We start from the raw sequence: 15,308 nt of genomic DNA on the forward strand, positions 1-15,308 counted from the left end.
GATACCATCCGCGTTCCCTTCGTAAATGATCACGTAAGAATTTTTCTCGCATTAACCCACCAGGGTCATCTGGAATCAAACGTAACCACTGTTCTTTTGCTTGTTGTTTTTCTCGCTCTGCTTCAGACTGAGCTTCGCTATTGCTTGGGTTATCCTTTTCTTTGTTTTGCTGATCTTTATTTTGCTGATCTTTATTTTGCTGATCTTTGTTTTGCTGATCTTTGTTTTGCTGATCTTTGTTTTGCTGATCTTTGTTTTGTTGATCTTTATTTTGTTGATCTTTGTTTTGTTGATCTTTGTTTTGTTGATCTTTGTTTTGTTGATCTTTGTTTTGTTGATCTTTGTTTTGTTGATCTTTGTTTTGTTGATCTTTGTTTTGATGATCTTTGTTTTGTTGATCTTTTTTTTGTTGATCTTTGTTTTGTTGATCTTTGTTTTGTTGATCTTTGTTTTGTTGATCTTTGTTTTGTTGATCTTTGCTTTGTTGATCTTTGTTTTGTTGATCTTTGTTTTGTTGATCTTTGTTTTGTTGATCTTTGTTTTGCTGATCTTTGTTTTGCTGATCTTTGTTTTGCTGATCTTTGTTTTGCTGATCTTTGTTTTGCTGATCTTTGTTTTGTTGATCTTTATTTTGTTGATCTTTATTTTGTTGATCTTTGTTTTGCTGATCTTTATTTTGTTGATCTTTGTTTTGTTTCTTTTCTTTATCTTGTTTCAAAAGATCTTCAACTAACTTACGGTTATAAAGGGCGTCTTGATCTGCTGAATTGAGCGCTAATGCTTTATCATAAGCTTTAATTGCCTCTTCATATTGCCCCATATGCGCTAAGGCATTACCTTGGTTATAGTAGCCTTGTTCATTTTTTAATGCTTGATACAACTCAGCCGCTTTCTGGTAGTCGCCAGCACGATATGCCGCAGCAGCAGCCCAATCATTGCGTGTAAACGTTTCTTTGGCTTGTTTGAATTGATTTTTTGCCATTAAGTCTCGACCTTGTTGATCCGCGGTAGACCATAAGTCCTGCCAACTAAAGGCATGGGACGTTAAAGACATAAATGAGCAGCATAAAAGAATAAAGTAACGCATCATACAACGATCCTCTGTATCCAACCACGTCGAAATACAGGCAAAAGCAACAATAACGCAGGAATTAAAAACCAGCGTCCTTCATCGCGCCAAAGGGGTATGTCATCGTCCTGGCTTAAAACATATTCGTTATTATTACTTGAATTGAGCCATTGTTCTAAGTCACGGGAGTCAGGGGTATATTGTACCATTTGTCCTCCACCTGCATCAGCGAAACGTCCAAAAAGGGGATTCAGATTTTTATCTGCTTTGACTGGCATAATCGAAGAATAAATCCCGGATTCCGCTAATTTTTTTGCGAGAGCAATTGCCTCATCGGAGGGGGTATCTGCAGTTAATACCAAAATTTGTCCTTGGTTATAACCTGCTTGTTTGATGAGTTTACTGGCTTCATTCAGGGCACTCTCAAGATTCTGTCCGGTTACCGGCATGATATCTGGGGTGAGTGAAGAAAGTAGGGATGAAATAGTTTGCCCATCATCAGTCAGTGGTGAAACAACAAAAGGCTCACTGGTAAAGGCGACAAGACCGAATTGCCCTACCTCCTTGTGAGCAAACAAATCATGCAACTTAAATTTTGCTCGGCTTAAGCGGTTAGGTGTTAAGTCGTTAGCCATCATATTTTCTGACATATCTAAAACGAGAACTCGAGGCTGTATGGGCTTATAGGTTGCTACGGGCAGTTTATACCAAACAGGACCGGCGATGCTCAAAATCATAAATAGAATACTTAAAAACAGACACAGCATCGAACTCATCCGTCGACCTTGGCTTTTTCTCTGCAGTAGATGACTCAGTAGATGGGAATCACATACTTCTGACCAAGCATGTAACTTCGGTTTTTGTCGCCATAAAACGAAAATTAATCCTAATAAAGGCAAAATCATTAAAAGCCACCAAGGCCTCAAAAAATGAAAATCTGCAATCATGATTTTAATGCCCCCCGACTTGATACCAGAGAGTTTACTCTCAAGGTCAGGTCTGCTTTGCTAATGAGCCAAGAGAAACAAAGTAATAGCGCCATACCAACACACCAGGGATAATATTCTTTTTGGGGGCGCACAGTCGCTTGTTCTTGACTTACGGTTTCCAACTCGTTAATGGTTTTATAAATAGAATGTAATGTTTCAGTATCTGTAGCGCGGAAATAACGACCGCCAGTCATCTCAGACATTTTTTTTAAGGTCTCTTCATCCAAATCTGCGGAAGCATTTTGCATGATAAAATCACCCACTAAGGCTCTTGAATCGGCTTCAGAGCCCAAGCCTATGGTGTAGATTTTAATTCCTTCTTCTTTTGCGAGTTCAGCTGCTTTTAGTGGGGCTAGTATGCCCGAATTATTTGCTCCGTCAGTCAATAAAATCAGAATTCTTCCTTTTTTGGGAACATCATCCAACCGTTTTACAGCCAGACCAACGGCATCGCCAATGGAGGTGGTTTTCCCTGCAAGACCAGCGGTGGCATCTTCAAGACGTAAAAGAATGGTATGTCGGTCATAAGTCAGTGGTGTCTGCAAGTAGGCGCGCGTTCCGAAGAGGATCAGACCAATTTTGTCTCCTGACCGATCGCGCACAAATTGCTCCGCAGCACTTTTTACGACGCTTAAACGACTTACAGGTCGTCCATAGAGGAGCATATCCGGAATTTCCATACTGCCAGATAAATCCAAAGCCAGCATGATGTTAAAACCTTCACGCTCAATGGGTTTGGGAGCACCAATCCAACGAGGTCCAGCTAAAGCAATAACCAATAACAACCACACCATCGCTGGAATTATGAGTGAGTATTGTGCTGAAACAGAACGTTTCTCTTGATCGGCGATCAGGACCATATCAGCAAAAAAAGGGACTTTCAAGGCCGCCGGCAATTGTACTTTGGCTCTTGGTATTAAAAACCAAAAGAGTAAGGGTAAAGGTAACAGGACTAAAACCCAAGGATTGGCTAATTCGAACATGGCACTCTCCTTTGTTTAATCCAGAGTTGTGCGGTGGTGAACAAGGGTTTGAGATCCATGGTTTCCCCTGTTTTAAATGGAGCAGCTAACAACATGTCTTTTACCAAATTGAAATCAAGTCCTTTGCTGGTTTCATTTAAAAATTCAAGCCATTCTTCCCCATGCAAACTGGCAACACGTTCCCTTGGATAATAGACAAGAGCGACCCGGCGTAACAATTCTGAAATACGAGCACTGGCCAACGAGCTATTCTGTTCTTTTTCATAGTTTTTTAGATAGTCATTCAACAAAAGCAAAGCGTGTTTCTTAGCCAATGCATGGCGATGTCTTTTATAAGCACCATAAGCGAGTAGGATTGCTATAAATAAAATGAGTCCCATGAGAATGTACCATCCAGGGGCCAATGGCCACCAACCAATCGGGGTAGGAAGATGGATGTCTTTTAACTGTGCCAGGGGATCAGTGTTAGCCACGAGACCTCCTGGGAAACGTTTGACGCACAACCTGGGCTAAATTTACATCGGCTGTAACCTGTACATATTGAATACACAAGCGTCGTAATTGATTTTGCAAATGATCTATACGTTGTTGGCAATATTGCTCATAAGCCGTGTTCACTGAATGTAAGCTGGTATCAAGTATTATTTCTTGCTGCCCATTCGTTATCGCATATTGCTGTGGTTTTGGTGGAGAAAGTTCCACTCGATCACAAATATGATAGGCCAGGATATCATTGTGGTAGCGTAATCGATTTAAATGCTTTTCACATTCATTGTCCATAGAGTAAAAATCACTGATCAGCACCAGGATACTCCCTGGTCTCACCACGCGCCGTAAGCGTGCTAATGCATCACTAAGCAATCGGGGTTTGGCTTCTCTTTGTTCTTCGCTCTGATCGGTATAGCGACTCAAAGAAGCTAACAAAGGCAGTACACCCATGTCACGGCTGCGAGGAGTGAATTCACTGTGATCGGTGGCAGAGAAGAACACACCACCTACTCTATCGCCTTCCTTAATTACTGTCCAAGCAAGAAGCGCTGCTAATCGGGCAGCAATCACTGATTTAAACGCAATGCGGGTACCGAAAATCATGGAAGGATTAAAATCGGTAAGAATGACCACTGGTCTTTCACGCTCTTCTTGATAAATTTTGACATGCGGCCTACCGGTACGTGCAGTAACGCGCCACTCCATATGGCGTATTTCATCACCTGCCTGATAATTCCTAACTTCCGCAAAATCCATACCACGACCACGTAATTTGGATAAATGATTGCCGGAGCGTATTGCTTTACCCTCCGGGTGATAATGAACGGATTGCACGTATCGCCTTAAATCAATTAACTCATTTAATTCTGCAATAACGCCATTAGCCATAAAAACCTCATATACCTCAAGTGCTGTGAAAATGGGGGTTGAACCCACCAAATTCAAGGCTATTCATTTGTTGGGCCAGCCCAAGCATGAGGGGAATTAATGGTAGAGTCCTAAACCCCAAGCTATGGAACAGCAACTAAACGTAATAAAGAGTCAATAAAATCATCGCTGTGGATCCCTTCCGCCTCAGCTTCAAAACTTAACAAAATTCGATGGCGTAATACATCATGCGCAATGACATGAATGTCATCTGGAGTGACGTAATCTCTACCAGAAAGCCAGGCATGGGCTTTGGAACAGCGGTCCAAAGCAATGGTGGCGCGTGGGCTGGCACCAAAACGCAACCAACGGCCTAGTTCTTCACTGTAAATACCAGGATTACGTGTTGCTACCACTAATTGCACCAGATAGTTTTCCAATGCTTCGCTTGTATGCACATTAAGTACCTGTTTCCGTGCTTCAAATAATGTTTTTTGTGATAATTTCTCTGATGAGGCTGGTTTGGTGGCCATTGCAGCGCCTAAGGCTTCTTTACGTGATAAGGCCAATATATCGTGCTCTACTTTGGCATCAGGATAACTAATTTTTACGTACATCAAAAATCGGTCCAATTGGGCTTCAGGCAAAGGATATGTTCCTTCCTGCTCTATAGGGTTTTGTGTTGCCATAACTAAAAATAATTCAGGCAGAGGATAGGTCTTGCCTCCTATAGTCACTTGTCTTTCGGCCATTGCCTCAAGTAAGGCCGATTGAACTTTTGCTGGGGCACGGTTAATTTCATCTGCTAAAAGCAAATGATGGAATATAGGGCCTGGTTGAAATACAAAAGAACCATTTTGTGGATGATATACATCCGTACCGGTTAAATCGCCAGGTAATAGGTCAGGTGTAAATTGGATACGATGAAAATTACCTTCAACCCCATCAGATAACTCTTTAACCGCCCTGGTTTTTGCCAATCCGGGGGCGCCTTCTACTAGTAAATGGCCATCAGCAAGTAAGGCAATGAGCAAACGAGAGATTAATTCATTTTGGCCTAAAATTTGCGAATTTAAGCGATGACTTAACTGTAATATTTGGTGTTGCACAGCATTTCCAGTCTTATTGTCTTCTACCTGCTCCATAATTTCTACCTTAATATAAAAAACATCGAAGAATCAAATTAAGAGAACTTATCCTAACGTGAATTGTACCCGCTGCCAAGTGGGGAAGAACAACTGAATTCTCGTCAGCCCGAGCATCGCGAGGGATGATAAGGCCTTTGTCGGAGTGATGGCGGCTGCACTGAGGATGACATCAGAGGTCTCACGCTAAGTCTCGTTTCATCCGGTATCGATTATTGCTGATAATCAGGATGAAGTTCTAGTGGCATCATCGTTTGTAGCTTTTGATAAAGCGAGAGAATTTCTTCACAAAAAACATGGAGCTGTTGTTGATTTTCCCATAAATCGTAATCCGTTCCCTTAAGAAAAACCTGTTGCTTTGCTAGTGTCTTTAATAAAACAAGTTCTTGGCGAGAAAAACCCAAATGGCTATTTAATTCAACCAGCTCCATAAGCTTCTTGTGTTCTTTAACAGGACGGTGTTCATGCAAACAATAAGCTTTTAATGTCAGTTGAAACGCTTGGTACATCAGCGAAGTAACAGGGGTTAATACGGCAAGTGGATCGGCTTGTCGAAAGGTCCAATCGGTAATTTGTTGTAACAGATAATCTGCTGCATAGGCATGTTGTGTTGCAATATTGAGCATTTCCAGAGGGGATAAGTAACGTTTGTCCATAAAAAGCTGTTCCTGTTTAATTCGGTACCTTTAGCTTGCGCAGTGATTTTAACTGCTTTTTTTAGGTTCAAGTATGTTAAAATAGGCCCTCATTATATCCATGAAATAAATTGATGCACGCTTTTCTTAATAGTTCTTTGCAATTAGGTTCTTTGACTCTAGGCAATCGATTAATTCAAGGTCCTTTGGCTGGTTATAGCTGTGCACCATTCAGAATCTTATTTAATCGATATGCGTCACCTGCATATTGTGTTACTGAAATGAGTTCTGCAACAGATATTCTGTATAGACACTCTGCAAACTCACGTTACATTTACCGAGCGCCCGAGGAACAGATTCTTGCTTATCAAATTGCAGGCACCGAGCCGCACATTCTGGCACAAGCAGCTCAACGGTTGCAGCTCCATGGCGCCGATATCATTGATATAAATTGTGGATGTCCTAAACCTAAAATACGTAAAAAGGGGGCGGGAAGCGCCTTGCTGGAAGTTCCAGAGCGATTGATTCAAATTATAAAAGAAGTTCGCGCTGCAATTACTATTCCTTTAACGATTAAAATTCGAATACAAGGTAATAAACAGGATCTTGTACTGGCGAAGCAAATTGAAGAAGCGGGAGCGGATGCCCTGATTGTGCATGGGCGGCGTTGGCTTGACGACTACGATGTGGCCTCTGATTTACAGCAAATCGCGCAAATCAAACGCGGCATTACTATTCCTGTGATTGCCAATGGCGATATTCACGATGTGACCAGTTTACAAAGAGCAATCGAAGTAAGTGGTTGTGATGCGTACATGATATCGCGCGCAGGAACTGGTAAGCCTTGGCTTTATCAGGAGTTACTGCAACAATCCCACGGTGCTGTGAGCCTCGATGAAAAAATTAATTTATTTATGTACCACTTACAGGGTCTTGCTGCTTTAGAGAATGAATATAAAGCAATTTTGCAAAGTAAATCTTTAGTACGTTACTATTTTCGCTCAATGTTTGATGCGTCATTGTTGCAACGCTTTTATCAATTGGACTCTCTAGAAAAAATACATCAATTCTTTGCTCTATTTACCCCAGATACAGTAATTATTTAATGGCTATCACAAAAATGCTCTTTGTTCAATTCAATTGAAGCTGGCACATTTGAAGATAACCATTAGATGAGATCACTATAATCTTGTTGATAAACATGCAGATGTTGTAATCGTTCGGCTACTTTTTGGGCTCCTCGCTGATCACCGTTTTCAAAACGAAGTTTAGCCAGATAATTGAGATAAAGCTCTATATAATCCGGAGGAATAGGATAATGAAGGCCGGCTTCCAAAATTTGCTGCGCGGAAAGCAGTTCTTTTTCCTCTACTAAGAAGCGGGCAAAAGTAAGTCGAGCCAAACAAAAATGGGGATTATTTTTTAGCGTCTTAAGAAAATATGCTTTTGCTTGCCGGGGCTCATTAAAGACTAAGCTTTGTAGCAAGGCCATTTGAAAATAAGAACGGGCAAAGTAGGGATTCATGGCGATTGCCTGATTAATCGCATGTACCGCTTTTTCTGTCCAAGAATGACGTAGGTGCTCCGAGCTTGCACTCTGGATCAATTGGAGGTAAGCATCTATTTGCAGACTTTGAATTTCTACAAAATGAAATGACTTTAAAGCCTGGTTGCTGTAATGAACAGCCTGGCGAAATTGCTTTTCCTGAAGGGCGGTCTCCGTTTTCCCTATATAGTGTTCCAGGATTAAAAAACGGATAAAATAACTGCTTAATAATAAAAGAAATATCATGAGGCTGCTTTGTAAAATCCAAATACTTTTTCCAGCTGACAAGGAATAAATACGGACACAGCCCTCTTTCTTAAAGAAAAAATAGAGATATCCTAAACAACATCCCATGAGCAGATTCATGGGAAATACGTAGAAGTTGAAATCAATAATACTATGGCAAATTAAAGCACCTAATGCGGCAAAACAAGCCATCGCTTGGATACAGCTCGTGGGATTTTTATTTTCCTTTTTTAAGTAGCGGCTTAAATAAACAACGAAAGTTACCATCACCCCAAGTAAAATAACAACACCAGGAACTCCTGTTTCAATCAATATTTGTAAAAAGTCATTGTGAGCGTATTCGAGATTTGAGCCATCACCGGGTAAACTAAATGCAGGATAGTACTGTTTAAAATTGAAAATACCTAAACCGTACCAAGGGGTTATTTGCCATAAATGCCATGCACCTTGCCAAATAACCAGACGTGATTTCTCATGAGCAAGTAAATCCAGCCGATGATGTATGGCAGGTTGAGCCAAGAGATACAAAGTGATTAAGGCCAGAACCAGAACTGCGGATAATTGAAAAATCGTTTTTATTTTTATCGCATGACGAGACAACGCAATTTCTAGTACCGTGAAAAAAATAAAACAAAGGATAACACCGCGGCTTAATGCCGCGAATAAAGCAAAGGCGATGATGTATATACTGATTAAAAGAGAAGCCCTATGAAGGCTCTTGTGTACTTTGGATGGGGTTATCTCAATCAATTCATGATGATTTAAGCTAAAGAATTTTCCCATTAATAACAGGTTAACCATCATTAAAAAGGCTGCGGCAGTATTTTTACTTGCAAAAAATCCAGTAGGCATTGCATTTCTAACCAAGAGTTGCATCAGCGCATACACCGCACAGATCAAACCCAAAACCCAGAGTATCCTTAGCAAATTTTGCCATAGCCATTCAGCAACAGAATTTTGAGCCACTAAAAAAAATCCAAAAACCCAGGCCGTACACTGGAAAATGCCGAAAAAAGCGGTATTGGGAACCCAGCCCAGCAGCGGCGGGATAGTTGTCCACCCAAGCCAGAGAGCCAGCCACAAGGTTAAGGTGGATGATTGAATCGATTTTGCAGGCCAATTAAAACCAATAGAACTCATAAGAACTACGAGCATCAAGCTGTAGCTGATCAGTAAAATAGAATAATCGCTTGTTCCTTTAAACAGAAACGATGCGATCAGCAGAAGGAAAAAGAGGGCTCCTACCATTTGATGAAGACGCGACGTAATAACTCACCCCCTGCCTACGTGCTGTGGCCTATCTGTGGAAGGCCATTTGGATCGGCCTTCAGAGATGCCGCGGATAACCCGCGGCACATGCATGATTGGATAAGGGTAGTGCCAAGAGCAAAGGACTTTAACATCAAGAAAGCCATTTTGCTTTGATAAAAGGACCATCCAGGGAGAAATCATTCTGGGTTACAACGGTTGAAGGATTAGAGTTCCCTCCGGGAGGAAGAAGAAACATATCAAAATAATGTTGCCACATCCAACCGCCCATTAAGGTAAGTTGCCCGCTACTGCAGCTACCCCATTGATAGCTTAACCCTAATTGTGCTTCCAGTTCGGGAACGATATGGGTGCCTTTGGCTTGGGCGCTAAAAGGAAAAACATTGGGTCCGCTTATATTCGCCCCTGATAATTTTGCTTTTCTTTCGCCAAGGAGTATGGCGGTAGCAGTTTGAGCAAATACAGCAAAACCATGGTTCAGGTTATGAGCCATGTCTATTCCCACACGAGGGCCGGCACCTTGGAATTTCGTATGAGCCACTGATTCTTGTGTCAGAGTATTTGGTGGGAAGAAAATGACATTTTCAAAATCATACTCAGCGCGTTTAATCTTGGAGTTGACATATTGTCCTCCGCCATAAAAACGAAGATTTGTGTTTTCACCGAAGGAGCTGCTTTGTGCCAATTCAAGATTGACCGCATCAAAATAAGTGTCAAATCGCAAATTAGTAGTAATATCTGCTATAAATGGGTTTACCGCTGGATTTTCATTGATGTAGGTAAGAACACTACTGGAATGCGTTCCTCTAAAGTGCAACCAATTTAAATTCAGGTCATTTCCTGTATTAAAATGATAGCCTCCTTCCAGCAAAAAACCCCAATCCCAAGAGGATTTAATCGTATTGAACGTCTGGGTAATTGTGCCATCTGTTTGGAAATGATTTATAGTCAATGTAGGATTGAGCAAGTCTGAATTAGTGTTTGGTTGTAAATATAAAGCGCTAATACCTATTTCCCATGCATTGCATGGACAGGGAACGGTAACATCATCAGTTTCGCAAGAGGGTTTGATTACCCCCATAGCCCCAGCATGCAGCAAACTGGTATTTAAGGCAATAAATAGCAAAGCTCCTGTTTTTTTCATAAAGTCACGGTCTCCTTGTGTTTTTAACTATTATTTAATAAGTTTCTTCATTAAGCAATGAGAGAATCATTTATTTAGCCTAGCAAGCTTCTCCCGCCATCCACCTTAAGTATCTGCCCTGTGATATAGGGGTTTTCAGCCAAAGCTAAAACCGCCTGGGCTACATATTCTGGATCTCCATGTTTTTTTAATGGTGTTTTCGCAATAATTTCGTCTTTTTTTTCTGGAGTGAGCGTATTGAAATGCTCAGGCCAGGCGGTTGCACCTGGAGCAATGGCATTGACCCTGATTTCGGGAGCAAATTCGCGGGCCAAGCTTTTCGTTTGCATTTCCAAAGCAGCCTTGCTTTGGCAATACACTGAGTACCCTTTCAATGGTTTTTCTGCATGGGTATCCGTTAGGTTGATAATGGCTCCTGAGTGTTTGGCCAGTAATGGACGCGCTGCAAGACTCAGTAAAAAAGGTGCTTTAACATGGACATTAAAAAGAGCATCCCAATCCGTTGCAACAAATGCAGTAAATTCAGTACGGATAAAAACGGAGGCATTATTGACTAATAAATCCAAACGACCGCTCCAATCTTGTATGGAGGTAATGATCTCATCTGCTGCACACGCTTCGGTTATTTCTCTTTGTAAAACAAAGGCGCTGTTGGGTCGTTGCTCGTTTAAACTTGCTGCAAGAGAACGAGCTTCTTGCAATGAATGATGGCAATGAATGATTGTTCTATATCCTGCTGCATGCAGTGTTTTGACTGTTGCGGCACCAATACGACGTGCTCCGCCAGTGACTAAAGCAACCTTTGCTTCTTGTTTGTTTGTCGGATTCAATGTATGTTCCCTATTTTTTAGATTATCCTGGGTTTTACCTATTCAAAAGAAGCCCCTCTCCCTTTTGTGGGAGATGAGCAGGGGCGAGGCCCTCATCCGCCCTGACGGGCACCTTCTCCCCACAAGGGGAGAGGGGAATAATTTGCGCATGGCGGGGTTGCCCAGGTTTTTATCTGCAATTTTTTAAATGACTAACTATGAGTATATTACAAACTTTAAATACCTTACTGGCTCAACGCCAGTCAATTCCCTTTGTGGAATTCATGCAGTGTGCATTGTACGCTCCTAGCGAAGGATATTATAGTTCTGGCTTACAAAAATTAGGCGCACATGGTGATTTTATTACCGCTCCTGAGTTAACTCCTTTATTTGGTAAAACTTTAGCGAATCAATGCCAACAGGTGCTCATGACGCTTGAGTCTCCTGTTTTATTCGAATTTGGTGCGGGTTCAGGGGCTCTTTGTGTCGCTGTTTTAGAACAGCTCGAAGCGCAAAATGCTTTGCCAGAAGCATATTACATCTTGGAAGTCAGTGCCAATTTACAGCATCGCCAACGCGAACTTATCGCACAAAAGATTCCCCATTTAGCCCATTTAGTTATCTGGCTTGATCGCTGGCCGGAAGTCCCTTTTAATGGGGTGGTACTGGCGAATGAAGTCCTGGATGCGATGCCAGTACATCGTTTTATGAAAACCCAAGAAGGGATTATGGAAAGTTATGTCACTCTGAATGAGCAGCAGCAATTAACTGAGCGGTTCGAACCTTGCCATAATCAACGCTTGTTGGATTATATTAACAACAGGTTATCGTTGCCTGATGCGCCTTATCTCTCTGAAGTGAATCTTTTTATTGATGACTGGATTCTGAATATTTATCAGATGTTAAAGCAAGGGGTGGTGTTCTTAATTGATTACGGCTTCCCCCGCCATGAGTATTACCATCCAGATCGTAATCAAGGAACGTTAATGTGTCATTATCAACATCACAGTCATCCGGATCCTTTATTACATCCGGGAGCGCAAGACATTACTGCACATGTGGATTTTACCCATGTAGCAGAAGCCGGACAACAAGTGGGCTTTCATATTGCGGGTTTTACGAACCAAGCCTCTTTTTTGCTGGCTAACGGTTTGCTAAGCTTATTGAATACATTAGATGACGAGTTAGAGCAATTACGGGCAAAGCAAGCAATAAAACAGCTTACCCATCCTAGTGAAATGGGGGAGTTATTTAAAGTAATCGCCTTGAGTAAGAATGTAGAAGTTTCCTTAAACGGATTTCTATTAAATGATAAACGAGTGAGTTTATGAAGATAAAAAAATACCTAACCACAGTGGAATTACAAAAAGAGTCCATGAAATTTTCTGCTGGCCACACGACCATTTTCTCTGCAACTGAACGAGAACCATTACACGGCCATATGTATGGCGTTTATTTGGCACTCACCACGTGGGTTGAAGAAAATGGGATGACTTTTGACTATCGTTATTACAAAGAACGTATTCATAAATTATGTCGTTATTTAAATCAAACCTTTCTGATGCCGCAATTTTCTCCTTTTCTGGAATATGCTGAAGATAAAGAATATTATTATTTTACGTTTAACCACAAAAAAATCCCTTTTCTTAAAGAAGATGTGACTTTATTGCCCGTAACGAATATTACCGTTGAAGAGTTATCACGTTGGTTTGTGAATGAGTTAATTAAAGATAAGGCAGAGCTGGATCGACATCGTATTGAACAAGTGGTAGTTAAGGTGTTTTCCGCTCCGGGACAATCAGCGAGCCATCAATGGCAAAGAGTGCATGAATAACAGCGATCGCGAACATTCTAGTGGGAAAAATTCGGTGTCAACAACTCATGATATCTCCTTAGAGTGTGTCGATGAAGAACGCTCTGAGAACAAACCCCAGGACAACGTGACTGTTTATCAAGTCTGCATTCCACACACCCATCGAGATGGTTTTGATTATGTCGCAGAAGGTTTAAACCCCTGTATCGGTGCTCGAGTGTGGGTTCCTTTTCGCAAACAAACTCGCTTAGGGGTGGTCATCGGTAAAGTCAATTCTTCGTATGATGTGACTTCTCTAAAAAGTATTGGTGCGGTTATTGATGAGCAACCTTTAATCGATGAAGCCATGTTGGCTTTATGCTCCTGGATTGCCAATTATTATCAATCGCCTTTATCTGAAGTATTACCCCTGGCTTTACCTAAAAAATATCGATTAGGAGAACCTTGCCAATTACCTATGGGGGATTTTTATCAATTAGCATTACCTTTGGATGAGGCCCAAAAGCGTATCCCTGCCCGTGCGCGTAAGCAACTGGAGCTTATCGAATTCTTGAGTGCCCAAAAGGAACCCGTGGCGAAACATCGTTTAACCGAGCAGGGATTTAATTCCACGCAACTTTGCAACTTGCTTGCAGCACAAGTTATTTCTTTGTCCCAGCACATCATGCTGCCAGAAAACACAGAGGCGTCATTATCATCCCCCTTAACACTTAATCTCGAACAAGCTGCGGCTGTAGCGGTAATCACGCAAGCATTACCTCAATATCAATGCTTTTTATTACAAGGGGTTACCGGCAGTGGCAAAACAGAAGTCTATTTGCAGGTCATCGCGCAAATATTAGCACAGCAAAAACAAGTTTTGGTTCTAGTCCCCGAAATCGGATTAACCCCGCAATTAGTCTCACGTTTTACCGCGCGTTTTAAGCAGCCAATTGCTGTAATTCATTCCAGTTTGAATGAAACGGAGCGACAAGTTGCATGGCAATTGGCCAAGGAAAGCAAAGTACAAATGGTGATTGGAACGCGGGCTGCGCTGTTTACTCCGATGCCCAATTTAGGACTCATTGTCATTGATGAAGAGCATGATGCATCATTGAAGCAAATGGAAGGTGTACGGTATTCTGCCCGAGATGCGGCCCTAATGCGGGCGCATTTGGCCAACATCCCTATTATTTTAGGCTCAGCAACCCCTAGTCTTGAAAGCATGCATAATGTGAAGCAAAAGAAATACACCTTAGTACGTTTAAATCATAAAGCGCTTTCAATTACTCCGTTGCATTATCAACTCATCGATTTACGTTCGCAAACATTACAGCATGGTTTGGCAGCAACAACGTTACACGTCATTAAAGAGCATTTACGCAAACAAAATCAGGTACTGGTATTCATCAACCGTCGTGGGTTTTCCCCAGTTTTGTTATGCCATCAATGTGGCTGGATGGCTGACTGTCGTGCTTGTGATAGCCATTTAACTTTGCATAAACAGTTAGGACAGATGATCTGTCATCATTGTGGATTGACCCAAAAAACTCCAAGTCATTGCCACAGCTGCCATAGCATGGAATTGATTCCAGTTGGGGCAGGAACCCAACGCATCCATGAGTTTCTAAGCGCTTACTTCCCGGATACGGAAGTGGTGCGCATTGATCGTGATGCCGTACGTAAAAAAAACGCTTTACATGAGCATCTACACAAAATTCATCGAGGCGAGGCCCAGTTAATCGTTGGCACCCAAATGTTAGCTAAAGGACATCATTTTCCTCGTCTCTCTTTAGTGGTTATTCTTGATGCAGATGCGGGACTTTATAATCAGGATTTCCGAGCTCTAGAGCATTTAGGGCAGCTATTAATGCAAGTTTCAGGGCGTGCAGGGCGTGCAGACCAAGATGGCCAGGTTTTGATTCAAACGCATTTACCCAACCACCCTTTACTTAATTTATTGATTCAGCAAGGATATGATGCTTTTGCGGATGCATTATTAACTACCCGCCAACAAGCGCAACTTCCTCCTTTTCACTATTTGGCCATGATTAGGGCACAAGGAAAAGTTGCAGGGAGTGTATTAAAGTTTTTACATGCAGCGAAAGAGCAAATGCTAGAACACTCGATCACGGTGATGGGTCCAGCACCTGCTCCTATGCCACGTAAAGCCAATCAATATCGGATGCAACTGTTACTTAAATCCTCATCGCGAAAAAAATTAAAAAATGTGTTAACCCAATTACGAGAATGGCTTATGGGAAATAAATTAAGTAATGGTGTGCGGTGGAATGTGGATGTGGATCCTATGGATTTATCTTGAAG

At 41.7% G+C, this 15,308-nt stretch carries 14 protein-coding genes and 1 pseudogene; 5 read left to right on the forward strand and 10 right to left on the reverse strand.

What is annotated here, in order from left to right:
• The first annotated feature begins 144 nt into the window (after positions 1 to 144).
• Positions 145 to 771 (forward strand): pentapeptide repeat-containing protein, encoded by a 627-nt coding sequence (locus OQJ13_RS17085; protein WP_416209921.1) that lies wholly within the window; start codon positions 145 to 147, stop codon positions 769 to 771.
• Positions 772 to 784: 13 nt separating this feature from the next.
• Here the strand turns inward: OQJ13_RS17085 and OQJ13_RS17090 are convergent.
• The 7 genes and pseudogenes from OQJ13_RS17090 to OQJ13_RS09480 all read right to left on the reverse strand — a co-directional run.
• Positions 785 to 1,090: pseudogene (locus OQJ13_RS17090) on the reverse strand (tetratricopeptide repeat protein); the annotation flags it as partial.
• Positions 1,087 to 2,016, reverse strand: coding sequence for a vWA domain-containing protein (locus tag OQJ13_RS09455; protein WP_265710605.1), 930 nt, complete (start codon positions 2,014 to 2,016; stop codon positions 1,087 to 1,089). The pseudogene OQJ13_RS17090 and the gene OQJ13_RS09455, both read right to left, overlap by 4 nt.
• Entirely contained in the window at positions 2,013 to 3,041 is a 1,029-nt protein-coding gene (locus tag OQJ13_RS09460) for a VWA domain-containing protein (RefSeq protein ID WP_265710606.1), read from the reverse strand. Before OQJ13_RS09460 ends, OQJ13_RS09455 begins: the two co-directional genes overlap by 4 nt.
• Positions 3,029 to 3,514, reverse strand: a complete 486-nt coding sequence (locus tag OQJ13_RS09465; RefSeq protein WP_265710607.1) for a DUF4381 domain-containing protein — start codon at positions 3,512 to 3,514, stop codon at positions 3,029 to 3,031. Before OQJ13_RS09465 ends, OQJ13_RS09460 begins: the two co-directional genes overlap by 13 nt.
• Positions 3,507 to 4,418 carry a DUF58 domain-containing protein gene (locus OQJ13_RS09470; RefSeq protein ID WP_265710608.1) on the reverse strand — a complete coding sequence of 304 codons (912 nt, stop codon included), beginning with the start codon at positions 4,416 to 4,418 and terminating at the stop codon, positions 3,507 to 3,509. Before OQJ13_RS09470 ends, OQJ13_RS09465 begins: the two co-directional genes overlap by 8 nt.
• 122 nt (positions 4,419 to 4,540) lie before the next feature.
• Positions 4,541 to 5,542 carry an AAA family ATPase gene (locus OQJ13_RS09475; RefSeq protein WP_028382440.1) on the reverse strand — a complete coding sequence of 334 codons (1,002 nt, stop codon included), beginning with the start codon at positions 5,540 to 5,542 and terminating at the stop codon, positions 4,541 to 4,543.
• A gap of 212 nt (positions 5,543 to 5,754) precedes the next feature.
• Entirely contained in the window at positions 5,755 to 6,198 is a 444-nt protein-coding gene (locus OQJ13_RS09480) for a hypothetical protein (protein ID WP_028382441.1), read from the reverse strand.
• Positions 6,199 to 6,311: 113 nt separating this feature from the next.
• Between OQJ13_RS09480 and OQJ13_RS09485 the strand changes: the two genes are divergently transcribed.
• Entirely contained in the window at positions 6,312 to 7,283 is a 972-nt protein-coding gene (locus tag OQJ13_RS09485; RefSeq protein WP_265710609.1) for a tRNA dihydrouridine synthase, read from the forward strand.
• Positions 7,284 to 7,345: 62 nt separating this feature from the next.
• On the opposite strand, the gene OQJ13_RS09490 is transcribed toward OQJ13_RS09485, so the two are convergent.
• The 3 genes from OQJ13_RS09490 to OQJ13_RS09500 all read right to left on the reverse strand — a co-directional run bounded on the left by OQJ13_RS09490 (position 7,346) and on the right by OQJ13_RS09500 (position 11,212).
• Complete coding sequence (locus tag OQJ13_RS09490; RefSeq protein ID WP_265710610.1) at positions 7,346 to 9,109, reverse strand: O-antigen ligase family protein; 1,764 nt, start codon at positions 9,107 to 9,109, stop codon at positions 7,346 to 7,348.
• Between the two features lie 262 nt (positions 9,110 to 9,371).
• The gene (locus OQJ13_RS09495; protein ID WP_265710611.1) at positions 9,372 to 10,382 is read right to left on the reverse strand and encodes an Lpg1974 family pore-forming outer membrane protein; all 1,011 of its coding nucleotides are present in this window, start codon (positions 10,380 to 10,382) and stop codon (positions 9,372 to 9,374) included.
• Between the two features lie 74 nt (positions 10,383 to 10,456).
• Complete coding sequence (locus OQJ13_RS09500; protein WP_265710612.1) at positions 10,457 to 11,212, reverse strand: pteridine reductase; 756 nt, start codon at positions 11,210 to 11,212, stop codon at positions 10,457 to 10,459.
• A gap of 197 nt (positions 11,213 to 11,409) precedes the next feature.
• Between OQJ13_RS09500 and OQJ13_RS09505 the strand changes: the two genes are divergently transcribed.
• The 3 genes from OQJ13_RS09505 to OQJ13_RS09515 are packed head-to-tail and all read left to right on the forward strand — an operon-like array spanning position 11,410 to position 15,306.
• Positions 11,410 to 12,522: a class I SAM-dependent methyltransferase gene (locus OQJ13_RS09505; protein WP_265710613.1), complete on the forward strand. Its 1,113-nt coding sequence runs from the start codon at positions 11,410 to 11,412 to the stop codon at positions 12,520 to 12,522.
• Positions 12,519 to 13,025 (forward strand): 6-pyruvoyl trahydropterin synthase family protein, encoded by a 507-nt coding sequence (locus OQJ13_RS09510; RefSeq protein WP_035901344.1) that lies wholly within the window; start codon positions 12,519 to 12,521, stop codon positions 13,023 to 13,025. The genes OQJ13_RS09505 and OQJ13_RS09510 overlap by 4 nt, the downstream gene beginning before the upstream one ends.
• Positions 13,018 to 15,306 (forward strand): primosomal protein N', encoded by a 2,289-nt coding sequence (locus OQJ13_RS09515; protein ID WP_265710614.1) that lies wholly within the window; start codon positions 13,018 to 13,020, stop codon positions 15,304 to 15,306. Before OQJ13_RS09510 ends, OQJ13_RS09515 begins: the two co-directional genes overlap by 8 nt.
• Positions 15,307 to 15,308 lie beyond the last annotated feature (2 nt).

This window comes from Legionella sp. PATHC035 (assembly GCF_026191115.1).
Taxonomy (GTDB): domain Bacteria; phylum Pseudomonadota; class Gammaproteobacteria; order Legionellales; family Legionellaceae; genus Legionella.